General features: G+C 74.1%; 23 protein-coding genes and 1 pseudogene. 8 read left to right on the top strand and 16 right to left on the bottom strand.

Annotated elements, in window-relative coordinates; genetic code table 11:
- Positions 1–120 precede the first annotated feature (120 nt).
- Both HCN51_RS03315 and HCN51_RS03310 read right to left on the bottom strand, forming a co-directional pair.
- Positions 121–1779: a multicopper oxidase family protein gene (locus tag HCN51_RS03315; protein ID WP_240972387.1), complete on the bottom strand. Its 1659-nt coding sequence runs from the start codon at positions 1777–1779 to the stop codon at positions 121–123.
- 52 nt (positions 1780–1831) lie between these two features.
- Positions 1832–2251, bottom strand: a complete 420-nt coding sequence (locus tag HCN51_RS03310; RefSeq protein WP_168006636.1) for a hypothetical protein — start codon at positions 2249–2251, stop codon at positions 1832–1834.
- Between the two features lie 109 nt (positions 2252–2360).
- On the opposite strand from HCN51_RS03310, the gene HCN51_RS03305 reads away from it, so the two are divergent.
- On the top strand, positions 2361–3248 hold the full coding sequence (locus tag HCN51_RS03305) for a LysR family transcriptional regulator (RefSeq protein ID WP_240972386.1): 888 nt from the start codon (positions 2361–2363) through the stop codon (positions 3246–3248).
- Here the strand turns inward: HCN51_RS03305 and HCN51_RS03300 are convergent.
- The 3 genes from HCN51_RS03300 to HCN51_RS03290 form a co-directional block, all read right to left on the bottom strand.
- Entirely contained in the window at positions 3214–3606 is a 393-nt protein-coding gene (locus HCN51_RS03300) for a hypothetical protein (protein ID WP_168006486.1), read from the bottom strand. The genes HCN51_RS03305 and HCN51_RS03300 overlap by 35 nt on opposite strands.
- Before the next feature lie 8 nt (positions 3607–3614).
- Positions 3615–4643 (bottom strand): NACHT domain-containing protein, encoded by a 1029-nt coding sequence (locus tag HCN51_RS03295; protein WP_168006634.1) that lies wholly within the window; start codon positions 4641–4643, stop codon positions 3615–3617.
- A gap of 124 nt (positions 4644–4767) precedes the next feature.
- Positions 4768–5994: an MFS transporter gene (locus HCN51_RS03290; protein WP_168006632.1), complete on the bottom strand. Its 1227-nt coding sequence runs from the start codon at positions 5992–5994 to the stop codon at positions 4768–4770.
- Positions 5995–6223: 229 nt separating this feature from the next.
- Here HCN51_RS03290 and HCN51_RS03285 point away from each other — a divergent pair, with 229 nt between their 5' ends.
- Together HCN51_RS03285 and HCN51_RS03280 are read left to right on the top strand one after the other, a co-directional pair.
- A complete protein-coding gene (locus HCN51_RS03285) occupies positions 6224–7273 on the top strand; it encodes a LysR family transcriptional regulator (protein ID WP_168006630.1) in 1050 nt (349 codons plus the stop codon).
- A 231-nt stretch (positions 7274–7504) separates the two neighbouring features.
- Positions 7505–10846 carry a 3-keto-alpha-glucoside-1,2-lyase-like domain-containing protein gene (locus HCN51_RS03280; protein ID WP_168006628.1) on the top strand — a complete coding sequence of 1114 codons (3342 nt, stop codon included), beginning with the start codon at positions 7505–7507 and terminating at the stop codon, positions 10844–10846.
- A gap of 44 nt (positions 10847–10890) precedes the next feature.
- Here the strand turns inward: HCN51_RS03280 and HCN51_RS03275 are convergent, their stop codons facing one another.
- Entirely contained in the window at positions 10891–11469 is a 579-nt protein-coding gene (locus tag HCN51_RS03275; RefSeq protein WP_168006626.1) for a TetR/AcrR family transcriptional regulator, read from the bottom strand.
- A gap of 101 nt (positions 11470–11570) precedes the next feature.
- On the opposite strand from HCN51_RS03275, the gene HCN51_RS03270 reads away from it, so the two are divergent.
- The gene (locus HCN51_RS03270; RefSeq protein ID WP_168006624.1) at positions 11571–12461 is read left to right on the top strand and encodes a TIGR03620 family F420-dependent LLM class oxidoreductase; all 891 of its coding nucleotides are present in this window, start codon (positions 11571–11573) and stop codon (positions 12459–12461) included.
- Between the two features lie 12 nt (positions 12462–12473).
- On the opposite strand, the gene HCN51_RS03265 is transcribed toward HCN51_RS03270, so the two are convergent.
- From HCN51_RS03265 to HCN51_RS03255, 3 genes are read right to left on the bottom strand one after another with little or no spacing between them, the layout of a single operon-like run.
- Positions 12474–12923, bottom strand: a complete 450-nt coding sequence (locus HCN51_RS03265; protein ID WP_168006622.1) for a hypothetical protein — start codon at positions 12921–12923, stop codon at positions 12474–12476.
- Between the two features lie 28 nt (positions 12924–12951).
- On the bottom strand, positions 12952–13377 hold the full coding sequence (locus tag HCN51_RS03260) for a GlcG/HbpS family heme-binding protein (RefSeq protein ID WP_168006620.1): 426 nt from the start codon (positions 13375–13377) through the stop codon (positions 12952–12954).
- A gap of 36 nt (positions 13378–13413) precedes the next feature.
- Positions 13414–14727 (bottom strand): MFS transporter, encoded by a 1314-nt coding sequence (locus HCN51_RS03255; RefSeq protein WP_206066515.1) that lies wholly within the window; start codon positions 14725–14727, stop codon positions 13414–13416.
- A gap of 86 nt (positions 14728–14813) precedes the next feature.
- Between HCN51_RS03255 and HCN51_RS03250 the strand changes: the two genes are divergently transcribed.
- The gene (locus HCN51_RS03250; RefSeq protein ID WP_206066514.1) at positions 14814–15257 is read left to right on the top strand and encodes a MarR family winged helix-turn-helix transcriptional regulator; all 444 of its coding nucleotides are present in this window, start codon (positions 14814–14816) and stop codon (positions 15255–15257) included.
- Positions 15258–15291: 34 nt separating this feature from the next.
- Here the strand turns inward: HCN51_RS03250 and sigJ are convergent, their stop codons facing one another.
- On the bottom strand, positions 15292–16242 hold the full coding sequence (gene sigJ / locus HCN51_RS03245; RefSeq protein WP_168006618.1) for an RNA polymerase sigma factor SigJ: 951 nt from the start codon (positions 16240–16242) through the stop codon (positions 15292–15294).
- A gap of 53 nt (positions 16243–16295) precedes the next feature.
- The gene (locus HCN51_RS03240; protein WP_168006616.1) at positions 16296–17039 is read right to left on the bottom strand and encodes an SDR family NAD(P)-dependent oxidoreductase; all 744 of its coding nucleotides are present in this window, start codon (positions 17037–17039) and stop codon (positions 16296–16298) included.
- A gap of 132 nt (positions 17040–17171) precedes the next feature.
- Here HCN51_RS03240 and HCN51_RS03235 point away from each other — a divergent pair, with 132 nt between their 5' ends.
- Both HCN51_RS03235 and HCN51_RS03230 read left to right on the top strand, forming a co-directional pair.
- Positions 17172–17450 carry a hypothetical protein gene (locus HCN51_RS03235; RefSeq protein WP_168006614.1) on the top strand — a complete coding sequence of 93 codons (279 nt, stop codon included), beginning with the start codon at positions 17172–17174 and terminating at the stop codon, positions 17448–17450.
- Positions 17451–17502: 52 nt separating this feature from the next.
- The gene (locus HCN51_RS03230) at positions 17503–17886 is read left to right on the top strand and encodes a hypothetical protein (RefSeq protein WP_168006612.1); all 384 of its coding nucleotides are present in this window, start codon (positions 17503–17505) and stop codon (positions 17884–17886) included.
- A gap of 4 nt (positions 17887–17890) precedes the next feature.
- On the opposite strand, the gene HCN51_RS03225 is transcribed toward HCN51_RS03230, so the two are convergent.
- The 4 genes and pseudogenes from HCN51_RS03225 to pdxR form a co-directional block, all read right to left on the bottom strand.
- Positions 17891–18229 (bottom strand): metalloregulator ArsR/SmtB family transcription factor, encoded by a 339-nt coding sequence (locus tag HCN51_RS03225; protein WP_168006610.1) that lies wholly within the window; start codon positions 18227–18229, stop codon positions 17891–17893.
- Positions 18230–18288: 59 nt separating this feature from the next.
- Complete coding sequence (locus tag HCN51_RS03220; protein WP_168006608.1) at positions 18289–19686, bottom strand: FAD-dependent oxidoreductase; 1398 nt, start codon at positions 19684–19686, stop codon at positions 18289–18291.
- A gap of 84 nt (positions 19687–19770) precedes the next feature.
- Positions 19771–20313: pseudogene (locus HCN51_RS03215) on the bottom strand (MFS transporter); the annotation flags it as partial.
- 159 nt (positions 20314–20472) lie between these two features.
- Entirely contained in the window at positions 20473–21891 is a 1419-nt protein-coding gene (gene pdxR / locus HCN51_RS03210) for a MocR-like pyridoxine biosynthesis transcription factor PdxR (protein WP_168006606.1), read from the bottom strand.
- 92 nt (positions 21892–21983) lie between these two features.
- Between pdxR and HCN51_RS03205 the strand changes: the two genes are divergently transcribed.
- Positions 21984–23279: an FAD-binding oxidoreductase gene (locus tag HCN51_RS03205; RefSeq protein WP_346433515.1), complete on the top strand. Its 1296-nt coding sequence runs from the start codon at positions 21984–21986 to the stop codon at positions 23277–23279.
- A 12-nt stretch (positions 23280–23291) separates the two neighbouring features.
- Here the strand turns inward: HCN51_RS03205 and HCN51_RS03200 are convergent, their stop codons facing one another.
- Positions 23292–23960 (bottom strand): class I SAM-dependent DNA methyltransferase, encoded by a 669-nt coding sequence (locus tag HCN51_RS03200; RefSeq protein WP_168006602.1) that lies wholly within the window; start codon positions 23958–23960, stop codon positions 23292–23294.
- Positions 23961–24038: the final 78 nt, after the last annotated feature.

Here is a 24038-nt window from a genome sequence, read left to right as displayed (position 1 = left end):
GGGATATTACGAATGGAAAGCGTTTATGTAAACCCCGTATCACCCCTTTTAAGTGCGCCCGATGGCAGTTATAATCACCATTTCTCATTTCCAATTACGGAATGTCACTTACCGGAAAGGTCACACGATCTCGAGGTTGGCCATCATGGCCATGTCCTCGTGCTCGGCGTTGTGGCAGTGGAAGAGGAAACGTCCCCGGTAACCGTCGAAGCGGGTGATGATCTCCACCGCTTCGCCCGGGCGCAGGGAGACCGTGTCCTTGAGGCCCGCGTCGTGCGGCAGGGGCGGCCGGCCGCTGCGCGAGAGTACGCGGAAGCCGACCAGGTGCAGGTGCACGGGATGGTGGACGTCGGCGACCAGCCGCCACACCTCCACATCGCCCAGGCCGGTGGTGACGTCGGCCCGCGCCGGGTCGAACGGCAACCCGCCCACCAGCCAGCCGCGACCCCCGTGCAGCTGCCCGGCGCGGAAGGCGAAGTCGCGCACCCTGACGGCGTCCGACCGCCGCCATGCCGGCAGATCGGTGGACAGGACGCCGGGGACGCGGCTGTCGTCGGCGGCCTTGCGGGCGACCCGAAAGGCCATCACGTCACGGGTACGGCCGGTGCCCAGCCGGTTGAGCAACCTGACCCGGCTCCCGACCGGAACGCCCGAGAAGTCGATGACCACGTCGTAGCGCTCGGCGGGGGCGATCGGCAGGAGCCGGTGCGTGACCGGCGCCGCCAGCAGCCCCTGGTCGGCGCCGACCTGGACGAGGTCCAGCCGGCGCCCGTCGTCGGTGACCGCTTCCAGCTCGTAGTGGCGGGCGTTCGAGGCGTTCAGCACGCGCAGCCGGTAGCGGGCCGCGTCGACCTCGTGCACGGGCCACGGCGCGCCGTTCACCAGGATCACATCACCCAGGACGCCGGCGAGGTACGGCTCCTGCACGCCCGGCCGTTCCCGCAGCGTGGGGTCGAGGGACGGGTACAGGAGACTGCCGTCGGCGGCGAAGGCCCGGTCGGCGATCATGAGGGGGAGCTCGCGCGGCCCGGCGGGCAGGCCGAGCGCCTCCTCGGCGTCGTCACGGACGATGTGCAGCCCGGCCAGGCCGCGCCAGATCGCCGGGGCGGTGAAGTCCATCCGGTGGTCGTGGTACCAGAGGAGGGTGGGCCGCTGGTCCAGGGGGAAGGTGTAGTCGCGGGTCAGCTCGGTCACCACCGCCCGCGCGTCCTTCATGCCGTGACCCGCCTGCATGCCGTGACCCGCCATACCGTGCCCGGCATGCGTGTCGTGGCCCGCGTGTGCGGTGGCTCCCGTCCAGCCTGCGGGCAGGACGAGGTCGGTGGGGTAGCCGTCCGAGGCCGCCGGCGTGCGCCCCCCGTGCAGGTGCACGACCGTCGGGACGGGCAGCTCGTTGCGGTGCGTGACGGTGATCTGCCGGCCGCGGCGCGACTCGATCGTGGGTCCGGGGAACGTGCCTCCGTACGTCCATAGCGGGGTCCGGACGCCGGGCAGGATCTCCGCGCTCGCCTCCCGCTGGACGATCTCGTAACGCCCGGGGGCGACCGGCTCCAGCGTGGCCGGGATCGGCAGCGGCACCTGGTACGGAGGCGGCAGCGGGACGGCGCTGCGCAGCTCGGCACCGGTGACCGACGGCCGCCGGGCCAGCGCCGCCGAGGTGGACAGGGCGGTGGCCGCCATCAGCCCGAGCGCCCCGCCGATCCCCAGCACCCGCCGCCGGCTCATCCCGCGCTGCGCCGTGCTCATCCCGCGTCCCTCCTCGCGTCCCGCCGTGCTCATCCCGCGTCCCTCCTCGCGTGCCGCCGGGCTCACCCCGCACCCCTCCTGACGCTCAGCCATGATCGGCCTCGATCCTGCGCGCGAGGGGCCGGCGCCAGACGGCGATGAACTGCACGACCACCGCCGCGACGGTCATCACGCCGAGCGGGAGGTGCAGCCACAGCGCCCCGTCCAGCCCGGCGAAGTACTGCACGGTCTCGGCCGCCACGATGGCGAGGGTGCCGGTGAACGGCCACGCGCGGCGCAGCCGTACCCAGACCACGATCGCCACGACGACCTGCACGTAGCCGATGGAGGTGACGACGTCGGCGCCGAGCGCGTGCCGGCCCAGGCTGTCGTAGTCACCCGTCAGGTACACGCCTGCGAATACCGGCTGCGCGGCGATCGCGACGGCGTGCGCGCTGACGACGGCCCGCAGGGTCCATCCCGCGGGGGACGTGCCGGATCTCAGGCTGTCGGCCACGGTGGCCATCAGGAGCCTCCTCAAACTCTGTTCTCGCTTGTCGAGCACGCTCGACGATATGATCCCGGAGTTATCCTGTCTAAGATCAATATCGCTATGGCGTTATGTCGCGGGAGGCATGATGGACCTGAACACGCTCCGGCAGTTCGTGGTCGTGGCGCGGCTGGAGCACCTGAGCCGCGCCGCCGACGAGCTGCGCGTCGCCCAGCCGTCGCTGAGCCGCACCATCAGCCGGTTGGAGAGCGAGCTGGGCACGCCGCTGTTCGAGCGGGCGGGCCGGCTCCGGCTCAACGACACGGGCCGGCTCTTCCGCGACTACGTCGAGCGTTCGCTCGGCGAGCTCGACGCCGGGCGGAGGGCGGTGGCGGAGGCCGTCAGCGAGGGGGTGGGCGGGGTGCGGCTGGCGTCGGAGACGTTCCTCACCCTCACCGGGCCGCTGGCGGCCTTCAAGCGCGCCCATCCCGGCATCGAGGTCGGCCTGCACTGGACCCCCGCCGAGGACATGGCGCGCCGCCTGCGCGCCCAGGACGTCGACCTGTGCGTGGCCTCGCAGCCGATCCCCGTGGAGGGCCTGGAGTCGGTGCGGCTGTTCGAGGACCCCGTGGGGGTGGCCACGCCGCGCGATCACCGGCTGGCGGGCCGGGCGTCCGTGAGCGTCGACGAGCTGGCCGGCGAGCCGTTCATCACCGCCCGCAGGGGGCACTGGATCCGGCGGCTGCTCGACCGCCTCTTCGCCGCGCGCGGGCTCACGCCGCGGATCGTGTGCGAGAGCGACGAGCCCAGCGCGATCGCCCAGCTGATCAGCGCGGGGCTCGGCATCGGCCTGGTGCCCGGGTTCGCCCGCCACAGTGCCGCGCAGACCGCCGCCGTCTGGATCCCCGTGGACGATCCCGGCTGCCGCCGCACGGTGACCCTGTACTGGGGGGCCGACAGCCACCTGTCCACGGCGGCCCGGCTGATGCGCGCCACGATCACCGGCTGGGACTGGGCCGCCCCCGCGCCGTAGGCCCGGCGTCCGCCAGGTGGTCCTGCAGCTCGCGGTGGCGGAACTGGTAGGAGACGCCCGCCTGCCGCATCAGCCCGGCGCCGCAGCACCACGACGGGAAGCGGCCGAGCCGCCACGGCAGCCACCGCCCGTTCCAGCGCCCGGTGGCGGCGAGCAGCCCGAGGTAACGCGGCCCGACGACGCCGATGAGCGCGCCGGTGGCGGTGTCGACGAACGACACGGACGACACGGACGACACGGTCAGGAACGCGAACGCGAAACTGGTGCTCCCGTCCAGGCCCGATCCGAGGAAGAGCAGGAAGGCGCAGAGCCCGATCGTGAGCATGCCCATGAGAGCGATCACCAGGTCCGAACGCACGATGCGCGTCATGGGCCGCGGCCCAGCTGGCGGTGATCAAGGGGATCACCGCCGCCGGCACAGCCGCGAACGGAAAGCCCTCCGGCATCCAGGCCAGCGACGCCACGACCACGGCCAGCGCGATCGTGGCCGCGATGGCCGTGCCGGCGATCCGCGCGCCGCGCGGTCCCGCCAGCGGCCACAGCTCGTGCAGGACGAGATCCGACTTCGCCGCCCCCGGCCTCGTCCAGGTGACCGGCCAGGGCCGAGAGCCACCTTTGGACGTTGCGGACCGTGTAACCGAGATGCCCGGGATGCGAGCGCACGGCCGCGTGCACGAACCAGCCGGCCAGGTGCGCGCGGATCGCCTCCTCCGTCGCCAGCCCGAGGGCCAGCAGCTCGGCGGGGTCACGGGCGTAGGCGCCGTCCGGGTCGCGCTGCTCGTACACGACCGCGGCCGCGGTGAGCCGCCACGGCGTGCGCAGGCCGCACGCCAAGACGCCGGCGGGTGCGGCGCGCACGGCGTCCAGGACGGGACGCCAGCGGCCGGGGTCGTCCGCCCGGCCGCGCAGGAACGCGGCGATGTCCGCCGGTCGCAGCGGGCGCAGCTTTACCCGGGCCGCGTCCCTGAGCCGCACGTCGCGCGCCGCCAGCGCCTCGTAGTGGCCGGAGCGGCAGGTCACGACGACATCGGCCTTCGTGTCGGCGTAGCGGTAGTCGTTCAGTGCGCGGATGGCGTGGCCGGCGCGGGAGGCGTACTCGGGGGACGGGCTCCGGTCCATCTCGTCCAGGCCGTCGATCATCGGCACGACCAGCCGGCGCTCGACGACCTTGGCGGCGGCGGACAGCCGAACGGGCACCGCCTCGCCCGGCCGGCGCTCCCTCAGCATGGCGATCATCAGCTTGACCGCCAGCCGGTCCGCGACCGCGCCCGCCTCCTCCTCCCGCTGCAGGCGCAGGCCGCGCCAGGTCAGCCACAGGGACGGGACGCTCACCGCCGGCGACACCAGCCCGATCGTCGCGCCGAGCGGGTCGATGCCGCCGACGGGTGCCCGCACGGTAGACCTCTTGGCGCGGGCGGCGCCTCAGGTGGCGGGCCGGGGATGTCCCTAGCCCGGCCGCCTCATCGTCCGCTGCCGGCAGAGGCGACGGCGGAGGCGACGGCGGAGGCGACGGCGGGGGTCACCCTCGCGGCTCCGAGGTCACCCGGCCGTCCCTCCGGGCGTCCGCCCGGTCGTCACTCCGTGCGTCCGCCCGCCCGAACAGCCACGTGAGGACGGCCGCGGCGGCGACGAATACGGCGGCCAGCGGCGGGAGGAGGGTGGCTCCGCCGGCGTCGAGGGCGAGACCGCCGGCCGCGCCCGACAGCGAGACCGCCAGGTAGAGGGCGGACTGGTTGAGGGAGGCGGCCATGGGCTGCGTGCCCGGCGGGGCGTAGCTCATGATCAGGTGCTGCTGCGGCGTGGTGACGGTGAAGGAGAACACGCCGCCGACCGCGATGGCCGCCACCGCCGTCGCGTACGAGCCGCGCAGCGCCGGCACCAGCAGGAAGACGAGGGTGAGGAGCAGCGTGCCGGTGATCACGACACGGCGGGGGCCGGTGCGGTCGGTGAAGTGCCCCGCCAGCAGGTTCCCCACGGTGCCGGCCACCCCGAACACCAGCAGCAGCACGGCCACGCGGCTCCCCTGGCCGCCGGTGGCGGGCTCGTACACGGCGCTGAGGTAGGTGTACGGCACGTAGATGCCGGTGAACGCGACGACCGTGGTGGCGAGCACGCCGAGCACCCGCCGGTCGGCGAGCGGGGCGAGCCGCTGCCGCCAGCCGCCGGCCGGGCCGCCGCCGACGTCGGGCAGGCGGACGGCGATGATCGGCACCACGACCAGGGCCAGGCCCGTGACCAGCCACATCGTGGCCCGCCAGCCGAGCGCCGCCCCCACCGCCGTGCCGAGCGGGGCGCCCAGCGCGAGCGACGACGTGAGGCCGAGCATGACGATCGCGATGGCCCGGCCGCGGCGTTCGTCCCCGGCGATCGCCGCCGCCGTGGCGCTGGCGGTCGCCGCGTAGAGCGACGCGCCGCCCGCGGCGACCGCCCGTGACACCAGCACCAGCGCGTACGAGGGCGCCAGCGCCGTGATGACGTTGCCCACGGCGAACAGCGCCAGCCCGGCGGGCAGCACGACGCGCCGCGACCAGCCGGCGGTCAGGGTGGCGAGCACGGGGGCCAGGACGGCGTAGGCGATGGAGAAGACGGTGACGAGCTGGCCCGCCGCGGCCACGCTGACGTCGAGGGACCGGGCGATCTCGGGCAGGATGCCGGCGACGACGAAGCCGTCCGTACCGACGGCGAACGTCCCGAACGCGAGGACCGCCGCGTGCGTGCGCCAGCCCCGGCTGAGGTCGGCCTTCACCTGCCCTCCCGCCCGCCGGGCTTAGTGGTACGGACGGGGACGCCCGGGCAGGCGGGCACGATATTGACGATCACGAATGTCTCCATGACGGATGGATCCAAGACAGGAAGGACCCCGGTGCGGGATCACGGGGGTCGGCGGCCCGGCGATGGGGCCGCGGGGTCCAGTCAACCCGTCACCGGGGAGGACCTGAAGGATCGATCGGATCAGTATTGATAGCCTTGCGGAGATGAATGATCTGGAGGTGCGGCAGCTCAGATACTTCGTGGCGGTCGCGGAGGAGTTGCACTTCGGGCGGGCGGCCGAGCGGCTGGGCATGGCGCAGCCCCCGCTGTCGCGCGCGATCGGCCGGCTGGAGCGCCGCGTCGGCGTGCGGTTGCTGGAACGCACCACCCGTCACGTCGCGCTCACCCCGGCGGGAGAGGTCTTCCTGCGCGACGCCCGCATCGCCCTCGACACGATCAACGCCGCCGTCCGGCGCGCCCGGCACGCGGGCCGGCCCGAGCCGCGGCTCCGGCTCGCGCTCAAGGCCGACCACGACGCCGGGCTGCTGCCCCGGATCCTGTCCGCCTACCACAGCGAGGACATCGCGCCCGTGGTGGAGCTGGTGCACGGGGCGCGGGGCGAGCAGGCTCCGGCGCTGCGCGACGGGCGGGCCGACGTCGCGCTCGTGAGCGGCCCGTTCGACGATCGCGGCCTGGACCACGAGCCGCTGCTGACCGAGCCCCGCCTGGTCGCGCTCGCGGCCGGCGACCCGCTGGCCGCCCGTCCGAGCCTGCGGCTGTCCGACTTCGCCGGCCGCCGCCTGCCCAGCGGCGCGCTCGTCGAGCAGCCGGGGCTCCCGTCCCCGCACGCCGGCTCGCGCTCCGGGCTCGGCTCGGAGACCGGCTTGGGCTCCGGGCCCGGCTCGGACACCGGCTCGGGCTCCGGACTCGGCTTGGGCGCCGGCACCGGCGCGGCCGCCGCCGCCGTCACTGTCCCCGGTCAGGACGCGGCCCGGCGCGAGCGCGTCACCACCTCCCGGCAGGGCGCGCTGGACATCACGCAGATCTTCGAGCTGGTGGAGCTGGGCTCGATCGTCTGGTTCCTGCCCGCCTCGATCGCGCGCCGCTACCCGCGGCCCGAGATCGCCTACCGGGCCGTGGAGGATCTGGAGCCGGTCACGCTGTCGGTCGCCTGGCCGCAGGAGGCCCGTTCGGGAGCCGTCGCCTGCTTCGTCCGCAAGGCCACGGAAGTCGCGGCCGCCGCCCGCTCAGCGTCCGCCTCTCAGCCTGCGTAGGCCGCTCGACCCCGCACCCCTGCGCGCGACCGCCCGCCCCTTCCGCCCCGACATATCACGACTTTCATCGATTTTCGGCGGAAGCCTATGGGCAAGATGAAGATCTCGTCTTATATTACGGCGCAGAGCAGCGTAATTCCCTTCACCTCCCAGCGGATGAGCCCCAGCATCCGCCGACACGGACGCCCGCGCCGGCAAACGCGGCACCCCCCCTCCGAGATGGGATAGGTCATGCGGAAAATCCCCCTGTTATCCCTCTTACCGCTCCTCCTCACCTGCCTGGTCGTCCCCGCCCCCGCGCACGCCGAGGTCCCCCCGCAGGAGCCCGGCGTCACCCTGCGCACGTACGACGTTCAGGTGGAGCTGTCCAAGATCTGCACCCTCAAGCCCGGCCAGACCCCGAACGTGGACAAGCTGATGCCCACGATCGACTGGACCTCCGACGCCGACTTCGGCCTGACCGACATGTTCGTCACCGAGGTCGTCGGCAACATCAGCATCGCGGCGGCCGGCACGTACGAGTTCCGCCTCACCAGCGACGACGGCTCCCGCCTGCGCATCGACGACACCGTCGTGGTCACGAACGACGGCCGGCACGGCCCGATCGCCATCGACGGCACGATCACGCTGACCCCGGGCTACCACGCGCTGCGCGTCGACCACTTCGAGCACCTGTACGGCCAGCAGCTCAAGCTGGAGTGGAAGCCGCCCGGCGCCGCCGACTTCGCCCTGGTGCCGGCCTCGGTGCTGAGCACGGACGCGGACGTGGTGCGGGTCACCGCCCCCGGCCGCAAGGAGTGCGAGAGCGGCGCCGACTCGCCGGGCGACGGGCTGCCGCTGCAGTCCGTACATCCTGACCTGAAGCTCACCGACCTGCGCCCGGCCGGGTTCGAGCCGCAGGTGAGCGCGATGGACTGGCTGCCGGACGGCCGGCTGGCGATCGCGACCTGGGGCGGCTCCGAGAACCGGCTCGGCGAGGTCTACCTGCTCGGCAACGTCACTGGCGCGACGTCGCCGGAGCGGGTGACGACCAAGCGGATCGCGAGCGGGCTGCAGGAGCCCATGGGCATCAAGTACGTGGACGGCAGGCTGTACGTCTCGGAGAAGTCCCGCCTGGTGGAGCTGAACGACACCAACGGGGACGAGGTGGCCGACGACCTCCGTACCGTGGCGACCTGGCCGTTCGGGGGGAACTTCCACGAGTTCGCGTTCGGCATGCTCTACCGGGACGGCCACTTCTACATCAACCTGTCCGTCGCCATCGACTTCGGCGGCGCCACCACCGACCCGCAGCCCGCGCGCGACAGGGGCACCACCATCAAGGTCAGCAAGGCCACCGGCAAGGTCGAGTACCTGGCGGGCGGCCTGCGCACGCCGAACGGCATCGGCTGGGGCCCCGAGGGTGAGCTGTTCGTCACCGACAACCAGGGCGGCTGGCTGCCGGCCTCGAAGCTCGTCCACATCAAGAAGGACCGCTTCTTCAACCACTACACCAACCCGGACGGGCCGTTCGAGGAGCAGCCGGTGAGCGCGCCGGTGCTGTGGCTGCCGCACAACGAGATCGCCAACTCGCCGAGCAATCCGGTGGTGCTGAAGCGGGGCAGGTTCGCGGGGCAGGTGCTGTTCGGCGACGTCACGTACGGCGGGATCCAGCGCGCGTACCTGGAGAAGGTCGGCGGCGAGTACCAGGGTGCGGTCTTCCGCTTCACGCAGGGGCTGGAGGCGGGGGTCAACCGGATCAGCCTCGGCCCCGACGGCGCCATCTACGCGGGCGGGCTGGGCGCCGGCGGGAACTGGGGCCAGCCGGGCAAGCTCACCTACGGCCTGCAGAAGCTGACGCCGGGCGACGCCAAGGCGTTCGACATCCTCAAGATGCGCGCGGTGGAGGGCGGCTTCGAGCTGGAGTACACCCAGCCGCTGTCGGCGGAGACGGCCGCCGCGCTGGCCTCCCGCTACCAGGCCGTCCAGTGGCGGTACGTGGCGGCCTCCACCTACGGCGGCCCGAAGGTGGACGAGGAGCCGCTGACCGTCACCTCCGCCAAGCTGACCGCCGGCGGCAGGAAGGTCCGGCTCGCCATCGACGGGCTGAAGCCGGGGCGCGTGGTGCACCTGCGCTCGCCGCGCCCGTTCAGCTCGGCGTCGGGGCAGCCGCTGTGGAGCACCGAGGCGTGGTACACGCTCAACTCGCTGGTCGGCGGCCAGGCGGCGGCGCACACCACGTACGAGGCGGAGAGCGCGTCGCCCAGCGGCGGCGCGAAGCTGAACACCGACCACGCGAGCTACTCGGGCAGCGGTTTCGTCGACGGCTACTGGAGCGCGGGCGCCTCGACGCGGTTCGCCGTGCGCGTCCCGGAGGCCGGCACGTACCAGGTGGGCCTGCGCTACTCCAACGGCCCGCACCCTGCGCCCGGCACGAAGTCGCTGAGCGTGTACGTCAACGGCGCCAAGGTCCGGCAGGTGCCGCTGGCCACGACGGAGACGTGGGACCAGTGGGCCACCCGCATCGAGCCGCTCGTCCTGAAGACGGGCGCCAACACGATCGCCTACACCTACGACGGCGGCGACGCGGGCAACGTCAACCTGGACGCGATCACCGTGTCCGGGCGCCCGGTGCAGGAGGCGGAGCAGGCGGCGCTACGCGGCGGCGCGGCGGTGAGCACGGACCACCAGGGCTACACCGGCAACGGCTTCGTCGGCGGCTACACGGCGCAGGGCGCGAGCACGACGTTCACCGTCCGGGCCGGCACCGCCGGCCGGCACAACGTCGGGCTCCGCTACGCGGCCCCCGAGGGCACGTCGGTGAGCGTGTACGTCAACGGCGCCAAGGTCCGGCAGGTGCGGCTGGCCGCCACCGGCGGCTGGGACGACTGGGCCGTCCAGACCGAGCCGCTCGACCTCAAGCGCGGCGCCAACAAGGTCGCCTACCGGTACGACGCCGGCGACAAGGGCGGGCTCAGCCTCGACCACCTCACGGTGGCGAAGGCGGAGCGGATCACCCTGTTCGACGGCTCCAGCCTCGCCGCCTGGGAGAAACGGTCGGGCGGGGCGGCCACGTGGCCGATCGCGGACGGCTCCGTCGAGTCGTACGGCGGCGACATCCGCACCCGGCGCACGTTCGGCGACTTCAAGCTGCACGTGGAGTGGTACGAGCCGGACTACCCGCCGGACGTGACCGGCCAGCAGCGCGGCAACAGCGGCGTCTTCCTCCAGGAACGCTACGAGGTGCAGGTGCTGGAGTCGTACGGCGACACCACGCCGGCCGCCAACGAGGCGGGCGCCATCTACAACAAGCGCGCCCCCGACCGCAACATGGCCACCGCGTCCGGCACGTGGCAGACCTACGACATCACCTTCCGCGCGGCCCGCTACACCAGCGCGGGCGTCAAGACCGACGACGCGCGGGTGACGGTCGTCTGGAACGGCGTCACGGTGCACGACGACGTGCCCATCGACGGCGGGACCGGCGACCACCTCCCGGAGAGCGCGGCGTCGGGCGCGATCCGCTTGCAGGATCACGGCGATCCCGGCGAGAACCCCCGCTTCCGCAACGTGTGGATCGAACCGGTCTCCTGACCCCGTACCTCAGGCCGCCCGCTCGAGGTGAGCGGGCGGCCTCGCTATCGGGGGCTGAGGCCGTCGAAGAGCAGGTCGAGGAGGCGGTCGAGGTCGGTGGGGGCCTGGCGCGGGCTCTGCTCGTGGGCCCACGCCACCCCGAACACCATCGTGGTCAGCTCGGCCACGGTCAGGTCGGCGCGGATGTCGCCGTCGCGCTGGGCGCGGGCCAGCAGGGCCTCCCCGGCCGCGCGCATGGAGGCGCACGAGGCGTGCAGGGCGGAGGACTCGTCGCGCAGGGTCGCCGACAGGGCGGCCGTCAGGCCGCGGAACGTGGTGCCGGCCTCGGCGAAGCCGCGCGCCCACGTGCGCAGCGCGGCCCGGGGGGAGGCGTGGTCGAGCAGGGCGCGGGCGGTGGCGCCGAGCGTGTCGAACCGCTCCCGGAGCACCTCTTCCAGCAGCGCCTCGCGGGTGGGGAAGTGCCGGTAGAGGGTGCCGATGCCGACGCCGGCGCGGGCGGCGACGTCCTCCAGGGACGCGGCGACGCCGTCGCGGTCGAAGGCGGCGCGGGCCTCGGCGACCAGGCGGTCGCGGTTGCGCCGGGCGTCGGCCCGCAGCGGCCTGGCGGTCGTCTCGCTGTCCATGCCGTCTCCTTCACCCGTTGCCAATCGGAGCCTGCCTCCGTATCGTAGCCCGGGTGGCAAGCGGAGGCTGCCTCCGAAAATATGGCGAAGGGTGAAGGCTGATGGACCTCGGGGAGACCAGGGACCGGCTCGGCGCGTACGGCGTGTGGATCGCGCCCCAGACGCTGGTCGGCACGCCGGTGGGCGTGCAACGCGAGCAGTTCGCGCGGATCGAACGGCTCGGGTACCGGTCGTTGTGGACGGGCGAGCCGCCCGCCGAATCACCGGCCGGCGGGCGGGAGATCTTCACGCAGCTGGCGGTCGTCCTGGCCGCGACCGAGCTGCTGGTCGCCGGCTCGGGCATCGCGAACGTGAGCGTCCGGCAACCGGCGGCCACGCACACGGCGGCGGCCACGCTGGCCGAGGCGTACCCGGGCCGGCTCGTGCTCGGGCTCGGCGGCCGCGCCGGCGAGCGGCCGCTCAGCGGGCTGCGCGACTACCTGGACGCCATGGACGAGGCCGCCACCCGCCTGCTGCCCGGCGTCGCCTACCCCCGGGTGCTGGCCGCGCTCGGCCCCAAGGCGCACCGGCTGGCCGCCGAGCGGGCGTCCGGCGTGCACCCGTTCCTGCAGCCGGTCGAGCACACCGAGGTCGCCCGCGCCGCGCTCGGCCCCGGCCCGCTCGTCGTCCCGCACCAGGCCCTCGTCCTCGACCCCGACCCCGTCACGGCCAGGGGACGCATCCGCGCCCTGCTGCGCGCCGGGCAGCGCGACATCGAGACCCCGTACACGGCGAACTACCGGCGGCTCGGCTACGGCGACGACGACCTGGCGGGCGACCGCAGCGACCGGCTCGTGGACGCCACGCTGGCCTGGGGCGACGAGGAGACGGTCGCCCGCCGCCTGCGCGCGCACCTGGACGCGGGTGCCGACCACGTCCTGCTGCATCCGCTGGCCGGCGACCATCCCGCCGCGGTCGACGCCCTCGAACGGCTGGCTCCCCACCTGCGCTGAGCCGCCGCCGGGTCACCCCGGCAGCAGGCCGATGGCGGTGCCGAAGGTGCGCCGGTCGTCCTCCGGCAGGCAGCGGGCGGCGTGCACCATGTGCAGGGCGGCGGCGAGCCACGTGCCGTCCTCGCGGGTGCCGAGGTCGGTGAGGTAGGCGGGCAGGACCAGCGCCAGGGCCTTGAGGCCGGCGTACTGCCCGGGCGGCACGTCGGCCACGTGCCGGGCCGCCCGCTCGAAGTGCTCGCGGGCCCTGCCCGGCTCGCCGGCATCCGTGAACGCCTTGGCCAGGTTGAGGTGCAGGGACGGGTAGAAGGCGCGGACGAGGTCGTCGCCGACCAGGTTCGCGCGGTCCAGGCACTCCTGGTTCCCGTGCAGGGTCAGCGCGGCGCGAGATGCACCTTCCGGGCGAACGCGCCGATGCTCATCGGGCCGTTGGTGTCGCCCATGGGAGCGATGGTCGGCATTCAAGCGACTTGAAGGTCAAACCCGGCGGAACCTAACGGTCGAGAGCCGCCAGGCCCGCTTCGGCGATCTTCACGTCGTCGCTCCAGTGGCCGCCGCACACGCCGACCCCGCCCACGACGTGGCCGTCCAGGATGATCGGCACCCCGCCCCCGAACGCCACCAGCCTCTCGACCCCGGCCGGCGCCCCCAGGGCGAGCGGGGCGTCGTCCTTGATGAACTCGTGCCACCGCTCGGTGCTCATCCCGAAACCGGCGGCGGTGTACGCCTTGTCCTGCGCGACCTGGATGGCCATGACGGGGGCGCCGTCCATGCGGGCGAACGCGGTCAGGTGGCCGCCCGCGTCCACGACCGCCACGGCGTACGCGACCGGGGTGCCCTGCGCGGCCCGCACGGCCGCCTCGACGACGGCCTGGGCGGCGGCGTGGCTGACGGACGGGCGCTGGATGGTGTGCTGCATCGGTCTCTCCTCACATGAATGACGGGAACGGGGAGGTCATCGCGCCTGGACGGGCTCGGCGGGACCAGACGGGCGCCGCTGCTCGACGGCGCCTGCGGGACCGGCGGATGGCCGCTGCTCGGGCGCGTCGCCAGGGCCGGCGGGGCGCTGCTCGGGCGCGTCGCCGCGGCCGGCGGGGCGTCGTCGCTCCGCGCGTACCGGGATCACGGCCATGGCGGCCAGCGGGAACGCCGCGGCGAGCGCGAAGGCGGCGGCGTAGCCCCCGGAGCCGATCACGGCGGCCATGAGCGGCGGTGTCGCGGCGGCGACCGCGTTCTGCGCGGTGTTCTGGATGCCCAGCGCGCGGCCGGCCCACTGGCGCCCGGCGTGCTCGGCGACGGCGGTGAACGCCAGCCCGTTGGGGCTGACCGACACGATCGACGCGGCCACCACGGCGCCCACGCCGATCGCGGACCCGCCGGCCGCGCCCGCCGCCAGCACCCCGGCGACGACCGCGATCGCCCCGGACACGATCCGCATCGGCCGCAGCCGGCCGCCCACCCGGTCGGACCACCAGCCCGAGGCGAGCCGCGCCACCGCGCCCCCGACCTGCGCCAACGCCAGGACGTGACCGGCCTGGGTGGCGTCCCAGCCGCGCTCGTCCACCAGGAACACCAGGGCGAACGTGGCCACCGTGAACTGCGGCACGATCAGCAGCGCGCTGGCGCCGTGGATCCGCCACAACACCGGCGTCCGGTACGGCGATCCGCCGCTCTCCTGCGGGGACGCCGCCGCCCGGGCCGGATCGCGTACCGCGACCGCGACCAGCACCGCGCCGGCCAGGCAGAACGCGGCCATGAACGCCAGCGCGGACCCCCGCCCCGCCGCGGCCGTCGCGGGCAGGACGAGCGCCGCCACCGCGACGCCGATCGGCTGCGCGGTCTGCCGCAGGCCCATCGCCAGCCCGCGCTCGTGCGCGGCGAACCAGCCCAGGATCAGCCGCCCGCTGGACGCGTGCACCGACCCGCCGGCCGCGCCGGCCAGCAGGAAGCAGAGCCCCAGCGCGGCGACGCCGTGCACCTGGGTCGCGACGGCCAGCACCGCGCCCGCACCGGCCAGCCCGCCGGCCAGGACCCACCGCTCGCCCCATCGGTCGGCGGCGGCTCCCCAGGCGATCAGGCTGACCAGCAGCCCTGCGGTGGGCGCCGCCGCGAGCAGCCCGGCCGCTCCCAGCGACAGGCCCTCCTCGCGCAGCGCCGGGATCAGGTACGGCAGGCCGAACTGGAACGCGCAGCCCGCGATCATGGCGAGCATGCCCGCCACCAGCACCATCCATCGCCGCCGGTCCTGCCCGGCTTCCTCGCCCGCCATGACGTCCCGCCTTTCCTCGTCGGGTGTTCGATGGCTGATAGTTAACAGTAAGCATGCTGATAGTCGCAACCTGATTTGCCGCTAGCATGGACGTCGTGCACTACTCCGAGCGGCTCCTCGCCTACGTCAAACGCGCCGAGCAGACCACCCAGCTCGCCAAGGAGAGCGTCCTGCGCTCGTACGGGATGACGCCGGCCCAGCAGTCGGCGCTGGCCATCCTCAGCGACCACGACGGCATCACCTCCGCCGAGCTGGCCCGCAAGGTCGGGGTCACCGCGCAGACCATGAACAGCACCGTCGGCCGGCTGGAAGCCCGCGGCCTCATCACCCGCAGCCCGCACCCGATGCACGGCAGCCTCATCGAGATCCGCCTCACCGAGGCCGGGCGCGAGCTCTTCGACCGCGCCGACGCGCGGGTGGCCGAGCTCGACCACGAACTCGGCGCCGACCTCACCCCCGAGGAACTGGCGGACCTGAAACGCCTGCTGGCCCGCGTCAGCGACACAGCGGCCCGCCTCGCCAAGCCCTGACCAACGCCAGGCGCACCCGGCGGCGGCGGGTGCGTTACTTCTGGGGCAGCAGTGCCACGTCCGACACCGGGCCGAGGTGGGTGAGCTTGTCGGGGTTGGCGATCGAGTGGATCGCCTGGATCACGCCGTCAGGGGCGATGTCGAGCCCGACCACGCTGGCCACGCGCCCCTCCGCGTCGTGCATGACGACCCCCGGCCCGCCGTTGACCCAGGCCGGCCGGTAGGAGACGCCGAGCAGGGAGACGCGGCGGAGGCCGGCGATGAGGAGCCGGGCGACGCGCTGCGCGTCGGTCGCCGGTTTCGCGATCGCCTGCACCTTGCCGCCGCCGTCCCCATGGAGGACGACGTCGGGGGCGAGCATGCCGAGCAGGGCGTCGAGGTCGCCGCCCGCGGCGGCGTCGAAGAAGCGGCGGGCGAGCTCCTCCCCGTGCGCCCGCCGCGCCGGGGGCGGCGCGCCGTGGCGCCCGCACCCTCCGGCGGCGACGCGCTGCCGGGCGCGGGCGAAGATCTGCCGGCAGTTGACCTCGGTCTTGCCGGTGACCCTCGCCACGTCCGGGTAGGCGTACCCGAACACCTCGCGCAGCACGAACACCGCCCGCTCCACCGGCGACAGCGACTCCAGCAGCACGAGGAACGCCATCGACAGCGAGTCGGCCAGCTCGGCGTGCTCGGCGGGCCCGGGGGCCGCGCCGGCGGGGGCGACGACCGGCTCCGGCAGCCACTCCCCCACGTACGTCTCCCGCCGCACCCGCGCCGACCGCAGGTGGTCGATGCCGAGCCGGGTCACCGCCGTCGTCAGGTACGCCTTCCGGTCGGCGATCACGGTGCCCGCCTGCTGCGCTTTCGTCAGGCCGAGAAACGCGTCCTGCACGATGTCCTCGGCGTCGCCCACGGATCCCGTCATCCCGTACGCGATGGAGAACAGCAGCGGCCTGTACGCGTTCGCGCTCGTCTCATCCCCCGGCCCGGACACAGGCTTCCTCATCTCCTCGGCTGGCGTGCTCATCGGCGGGCGCCAGCGTATCCGAGAGGTTCCGGCTACCAGGCGATGGGGCCGAGCCGGTCGACGAAGATCCCGCTGGGCCCGTCGGGGCCGAGCGTCGCGAGCCTGACGATCGAGTCGGTGCCTTCGGTGACGGTGAGCTGGCCGGTGTGGTTGTTCATGTCGGTGGCGGCGAACTTGTGGTTGGCGACCTCCCCGGGGGTGGCGATGTTGAACTTGATGTGCGGGAGCGCCTGCGCGTACCGGACGGTGATCATGTTCAGGGCCGTCTTGGACGAGCTGTAGGCCAGCTCGTGGAACTTGAAGGCGTTCTGCTCCGGGTCGGTCACGACCGAGAAGGCGCCGACGGCGCTGGACACCATGACCACGCGCGGGTGGTCCGCGGCCTCGAGCAGGGGCAGGAACGCGTGCGTGACCCGGATCGGCCCGTAGACGTTGGTGTCGTAGACGCCGTGGATCTCCTCGACCGTGGCCCGCGCGGGCGTGATGCCCCTGCCGGGCGCGCCGGCGTTGTTGATCAGTACGTCGAGCCGGTCGGTGTGCTCACGGACCAGGCGCACCGCGGCTGCCACCGACTCGTCGGAGGTCACGTCCAGAGGCACCATGACCACGCGCGCCCCGCCGGCGGCGAGCTTCCCGGCGGCCTCCCGGCCGCGGCCCTCGTCCCGCGAGCCGAGGAAGATCGTCCACCCCAGCTCGCCGAGCCGCCGCCCCGCTTCGAGGCCGAGCCCCTTGTTGCCGCCAGTGATCAGGACCGAGGTCTGCTGTGTGTTCGTCATGCCCTCTCAAGACGGGACACCTCTGCGGGCTGTGACAGGGTGTGAGCGAGGTCACACGCCGCCGCGGGCCCGGCCTCGACCACGTGCGCCGTGAGCTGCGCGGTTGCCGAGGCGGTGCGGCAGGAGTAGCTCATGCATATGAGCTGGCCGACGATCGAAGCGGACCAGGTCGCCGCGCTGGCGAGCGTCGTGCAGGCCGTGGCCGTGTGCCCGCCATCATCCTGGCCGCGTTCACGCTGCGCAGGGACGGCAGCGACAGCTGAATGGACCGGCTGCTGGAGCTCCACCAGGAGCTGGTGTCCGGCGATCTCCGCGGCGAAGCGGCACAAGTACCCGTACCTGCACGACTGGGGCCGCAACCGGAGCAAGGACTTTCCCCAAGCGGCGGGTTCATCGTCCGACGTCGACTGACAGCTCTCCCGACGTCTACGATCATGCTGGTTCCGCGGGACGGGAGGGCGCGATGAGGGGCCGTGTGGTGGCGTTCCTGGGGGTGCTCGTCGTCGCGGGGCTCGTGATCGAGGGCATCGTGGCGCTGCGTGACACCGGTGACCAGCGGCTCGTCGACTCTGCGGCGCAGCTCGAAGCGTTCGCCCGCACGGTGCGAAAGGGGGAGCGGCTTGGGCCTCGGACCGTCGGGGGGATGGAGTTCGAGGAGGTGCGGCGCGAGCGCGGCGTGGTCGTCTTCCAGCGCGGCGAGTCGCTGCACAGCCCCTACGGGTACGCCTGGAGCCCGCAGGGCGATCCGGGCCGGGTGCTGGAGGGGGTGGAGTGGTCGGCGGATGACGTCGAGCAGCGGTTCGAGCACCTGCACGGCGCCTTCTACTCCTGGCAGGCGCGGCGCTGACGGCTCACACGGTGGCCAGCGGGGTGAACAGGGCCCCGAGCCTGCTCACCGTCTCGGGGATGACGCGGTAGTACACCCAGGTGCCGCGCCGCTCGCCGTCGATGAGGCCGACGGTGCGCAGCACCTTGAGGTGGTGGGAGATGGTGGGCGCCGTCAGGTCGAAGGCGTCGGTCAGGTCGCAGACGCACGCCTCGCCGCCGGCGTGGGAGCCGATCATCGACAGCAGGCGCAGGCGTACGGGGTCGGCGACCGCCTTGAGGAGCGTGGCCAGCTCGGCGGCGTCGTGCTCGGTCAGCGGCTCACGGGCGATGGGGGCACAGCACGCACCCGTGGTGGCGGTCACGACGGCACCTCCTGCTTCGACATGTGTCTAAATGATATCGCGCACGCCCGCGGGGATGGTCAGCCGCAGCAGCCTCCCACGCGGGAGGCGGACACGTCGGCCAGCGGGAGCGGGGTGGACAGGAGGCCGCCGCTGATGCCGGTGGCCAGGCCGACCCGCTGCTCCTGCGCCTCGGCCAGGCTGGAGGAGCAGACGCCGGTCTCGGGCAGCTCCAGCCGGACGTCCCGGGCCGCCTCCCAGTCGCCGGCCAGGGCGGCGGCCACCGAGCGGGCCTGCTCGTAGCCGGTGGCCAGCAGGAACGTGGGGGCACGGCCGTAGCTCTTGACGCCGATGGCGTAGTAGCCGTCCTCCGGGTGGGCCAGCTCGGCGGCGCCGTGCGGCGGGACGGTGCCGCAGGAGTGCGCGTTCGGGTCGATCAGCGGGGCCAGCGTGCGGGTGGAGCCGAGGACGGGGTCGAGGTCGAGCCGCAGCTCCCCGGCGATGGAGTGGTCGGGGCGGTAGCCGGTGGCGGCCACGACGCGGTCGGCGGTGACGGCCTGCTCGGCGCCGGACGGGGCGCGGCTGATCACCCGTAGGCACTGGCCGTCCCGTTCGACGGCGTGGGTGAAGAAGCCGGTCACCAGGCGGATGCGGCCGCTCTCGACGTGGGCGTGCAGGCGGGTGCCGAGCGCGCCGCGGGCGGGCAGCGCGTCGGCGTCGCCGCCCCCGTACGCGCGGCTCGCGCTCCCCGCGCGGATGGCCCAGGTGATCGTGGTGCCGTCGAGCTGGGCGAGGGCGAGCAGCGTGGTGGCGGCCGAGTGCCCGGCTCCGACGACCAGGACGTGCTTGCCGGCGTAGCGGTCGCGGTCGGCGCCGAGCACGTCGGGCAGCGCGTGGTCGATCAGATCGCCGGCCTCGCCCTCGCCGTGGGCGGGCAGGCCGGACGCGCCGAGCACGTTCGGGGTGGTGTAGGTGCCGGAGGCGTCGATGACCGCGCGGGCGTGCAGCTCGCTTCCGTCGGCCAGGCGGATCAGGAACGGCGCTTGCTCCCTGCCGTTGGTACGGACGCGGTCGTAGCCGACCCTGCTGATCGCCGTCACCTTCGCACCGAAACGCACCTTGTCGCCGAAGAGTCCGGCCAGCGGGGCCAGGTAGTCCTCGATCAGCTCGGCGCCGGTCGGGAGCCACTCCGGGTCAGGCGCGGTCCAGCCGGCGGCCTCCAGCAGGCGGCGGGCGGCGGCGTCGATGTCGTACTTCCAGGGGCTGAACACGCGCACGTGGCCCCATCGGGCCACCGACGCTCCCGCCTGGTCCCCCGCCTCCAGCACGACAAAGCCGAGGTCGCGTTCGGCCAGGTGGGCCGCGGCGGCCAGGCCGACCGGGCCGGCGCCGATCACCGCGACGGGCAGGTCGGCGGGCCGGGCGGCCTGCGTGCTGGGCTCCGGCTCGACGGCGGTGGGGCCGCAACATCCGCTCATGGCACATCTCCCTCTGTTTCGATGAATGTCTAAGTACAGGCAGGATCTCCTATGGATTTGAAGGTTGTCAAATTAGATGGATGTCTAAACAGTTTTCCGTGAGAAGCCGCGGCTGCCGGGCGCCAGGGCCGCCGCGGCGGGCGCGAGGAAGCACACCAGCGCGCAGCCCGCCAGGACCGGCACCAGGCCGAACACGTCGATGGCCGGGGCCAGGCAGGCGAGACCCACGGGGGCCAGGCCGTAGGACACCAGGAAGTCGAGCGAGGAGACGCGGGCGAGCAGGCGCGGCTCCACCTCGCGCTGCGTCGCGGTGAACCACGGCACGTTGAACAGCTCGATGCCCAGGCCCGCCACGGCGTAGGCGGCGAAGACCACCGCCGGATGCACCGGCAGCACCAGGCTGAGCGGCGCGAAACCGTACAGGGCCAGGCCGGCCAGGGCGGTCCAGCCCTGGGCGCGCGGGCTCCAGCGGGCCACGAGCAGCGCGCCCGCCAGCGCGCCGAGGGTGTAGGCGGTGAGGGCCGCCGCGAGCACCGCCTCCGTTCCGTAACGGTCGCGGCTGACCAGCGGGAGCGCCACGCCGGTGACGGAGTAGCCGGTGAAGATGACGGCGGCCAGCGCGGAGACCAGCAGCAGCAACAGCGCCAGCCCCGGCCCCTGGCCGGCGAACGACGCGGCCACGTCGGCCACGTGCCGCCGCGGGTCATCCTCCCGATCGGCGATCCGCGTCAACGGCCGCCGGTACGTGCTGGTGGAGGTCGGCGGCGCCGAGACCGTGTGGGTGGCTCAGGCGGGCGGCAGGACGCGGCACAACGCGTCGAGCGCGGTTTCGTAGCGGTGGTCGGGTGGCGTGGCGTAGCCGACGACCAGGCCGTCGAAGGCCGACATGGTGGCGTCGGGGTGGCGGTAGCCGGCCAGGCCGTCCAGGGCGACCGAGTGCCGGGCCGCGGCCTCGACGGCGGCGGGCTCGGTCCCGGGCGGCAGGCGCAGCACCGCGTGCAGGCCGGCGGCGATGCCGGTGGTGGCGATGTGCGGGGCCCGGGCGGCGAGGGTGGCGACGAGGCGGTCGCGGCGGGCCCGGTAGCGCTGGCGCATGCGGCGGACGTGCCGGTCGTACTGGCCCGACTCGATGAGGTCGGCGAGCGTGAGCTGGTCCGTCACGCTCGCCCACGCCTCCCGCTCGCCCTTGGCGTCCAGGACGGGGGCGACCAGGTGGCCGGGCAGCACCATCCAGCCGAGCCGCACCGCCGGTGACATGCTCTTGCTGACCGAGCCGAGGTGGACGACCCGCTCGGGGTCGAGGCCCTGGACGGCGCCGACCGGCTCGCGGTCGTAGCGGAACTCGCCGTCGTAGTCGTCCTCCAGGACGAGGCCGCCGCAGGAGCGGGCCCAGTCCACGGCGGCGGCGCGCCGCTCGGGGTGCAGCGGCCCGCCGGTCGGGAACTGGTGCGCCGGCGTGAGCAGCGCCGCCCGTACCCCGTCGAGGGTGCGCAGCTCGGTCGTGCGGGCGCCGTGCTCGTCGAGCGTGAGCGGGACCGTGCGGACGGACGCGGCCGCGAGGACGGCGCGGTGGAAGGCGAGGCCGTAGGACTCGACGGCGAGGGGGCCGCGCAACACCCGGCCGCCGAACAGCAGCCGCAGCGCGTGCGCGACGCCGGAGCAGATCACGATCAGGTCGGGTGTGGTGCGCACGCCGCGGACCCGCGCCAGGTATCCGGCCAGCGCCCGGCGCAGCTCCAGACGGCCCTGCGGGTCGCCGGGGCCGAAGGCGTCGTTCGGGGCGGCGTGCAGCGCGCGGCGGGCGGCGGCCAGCCAGGAGGAGCGGGGGAAGGAGGAGGCGTCGGGCCGGCCCTGCCTGAGGTCGTGAGCGGGCGGGGCCGGGCGGGCGAGGGTTTTGACCGGTACGCGCGGCGGCCGGGCGGGCTCGGCGCGGGCCGCCACGCGGGTGCCGGAGCCCTGCCGGGCGACCAGCCAGCCCTCGGCGACCAGCTCGGCGTAGGCGTCGGCGACGGTGTTGCGGGCCAGGCCGAGGTCGGCGGCCAGGGAGCGGTAGGGAGGCAGCCGGGTGCCGGGGGGCAGGCGCCCGTCCCGTACGGCGTCGCGCAGCGCGCGGGCGAGGACGGCGCGGCGGCTGCCGGGGCCGGCCAGGTCCAGGTGCAGGTCGGTGCCGAGCCGTTCGGCCGGATTGACCCAGGAATCTGCCACAGAAATGCACCCTATCCCGGGTCTTTTCCGGCAATAGCGTGGGGAGCACGACGCACAAGATGCGGCGCTTTCCCCCTGATGAGGAGATCCTTGTGGACACCTTGCGTTCCGCCGTCCGCGGCCCGGTCCTGCTGCCCGGCGATCCCGGCTTCGACGCGGCCCGCCGCCCCTGGAACCTGGCCGTCGAGCAGCCGGTCGCGGCCGTCGTCGAGGCCGCCGACGCCGACGACGTCGCCGCGCTCGTCCGGCACGCCCGCTCCGCCGGGCTGAGCGTCTCCGCGCAGCCGAACGGGCACGGCGCCACCGGCCGCGCCGCCGGCACGATCCTGCTGCGCACCGGCCGCCTGGACACCTTGGAGATCGACCCGGCCGCCCGCCGGGCCCGGGTCGGGGCGGGCGTGCCGTCCGGCCGGTTGCAGGCCGCGGCCGCCCCGCACGGGCTGACCGGGCTGCCCGGCAGCTCCCCCGTGGTCAGCGTGGCCGGCGTGGCGCTCGGGGGCGGGCTGAGCTGGTTCGGCCGGGCGCACGGGTGGGTGGCCGACGCGGTCACCGCGTTCGACATCGTGGACGCGGAGGGGCGGCGGCGGCACGTCACCGCCGGCTCCGACCCCGAGCTGTTCTGGGCGCTGCGCGGCGGCGGCGGTGACTTCGCCGTCGTCACCGCGCTGGAGCTGGCCCTGCACCCGGCGCCGCGCCTGTTCGGCGGCCGGGTCCTGTGGGCGGGCGGGCACGCCCCCGAGGTCATGGACGCCTTCCGGCGGATCACCGCGGGCGCACCCGACGAGCTGACGGTCTGGCTGGACCTGCTGCACTTCCCCGGCGCCGACCCCATGGTGGCCATGGACGCCACGTACCTCGGCGGCGCGGACGCGGCCCGCGACCTGCTCGCCCCGCTCGACCGGCTGGCCCCGCCGCTGTCGGACAGCAGGCGCGTCATGGCCGTCTCCGAGCTGGGCGGCATCACCGCCGAGCCCACCGACCCGGGGCCGGGCCTCTCGCGCGCCGAGCTGCTGACCGAGCTGGACGACGCGGCGGCCAAGGCCCTGCTCGCCGACCCGATCGCGCCGCTGCTCAGCGTGCAGCTGCGGCACCTGGGCGGCGCGTTCACCCGCCCGTCCGACACCCCGCAGGGGCCGCTGACCGAGCCCTACGCGCTCTACATGTTCGGCATCCCCGCCGACCCCGCGACCGCGGCGGCCGTCGCCGGGCGGCAGCGCGCGCTCGCCGAGTCGCTGCCGGTCAGCGGGCGCAAGCCGCTCACGTTCCTCAACCCGGACGAGAGCGCGGCCGACGCGTTCGGGCCCGCCGCGCTGGAGCGGCTGCGTGCGGTCAAGCAGCGGTACGACCCGGACGGGGTCTTCCGCTCCAACGTCCCCGTCGGCGGCTGAGTGCGCGAGAGGTCAGGGATTGCGGGCGAAGAGCACGGCCTGCGGGACGCGCTCGCCCGGGTCGAGCAGCAGCTCGGCCTCGACCGTGAAGCCCGCCTCGCGCAGCCACGCCGCCACCCTCTCCGGCGGGCGGCGGTGGACGTGCACCCGCATCGGGTGGCCGCCGTAGCCCTGCGTCTTCAGGGGCGACTCGTCGCCGACGTGGAAGCCGGCCAGCACCGTCCCGCCCGGCCGCAGCACCCTGCGGAACTGGCCGAACACCCCAGGAACGGCATCGTCCGGGACGTGGATCAGCGACCAGAAGGCGAGCAGCCCGGCGAGCGAGGCGTCGGGCAGGTCGAGCGCGGTCATCGAGCCCACCTCGAAGCGGATCCCCGGGTGGTCGCGCCGGGCCACCTCCACCATGGCCGGGGACAGGTCGATCCCGAAGGCGTCGAGACCCAGGTCGCGCAGGTGGGCCGTGACGTGCCCGGGCCCGCAGCCCACGTCCGCCACCGGCCCGCCGCCTCCGGCGCGCACCAGGTCGGCGAACAGGGCCAGGGCCGCCCGCAGGTACGGGCGCTCGCCCAGCGCGCCGCGCAACTGGCCGGCGTAGTCGGCGGCGACCGTGTCGTAGGAGGTCCGCGTGTCCTCCAGCCAGTCACCCTCGCCCGTCGCCGGTGTCCCGTCCGTGCTCCTCATGCGGCAAGATCCTAGAAGACCGATCCCCCGCGCGGGCGGGCCGCGGCGGCGGCGTACTCTGTCGTGGTCCTTTCGACC

It is taken from the genome of Nonomuraea composti, assembly GCF_012034275.1.
GTDB lineage: Bacteria > Actinomycetota > Actinomycetes > Streptosporangiales > Streptosporangiaceae > Nonomuraea > Nonomuraea composti.
Note: the sequence above shows the minus strand (reverse complement) of the source record. Positions and strands in the feature narration are given on the sequence as shown.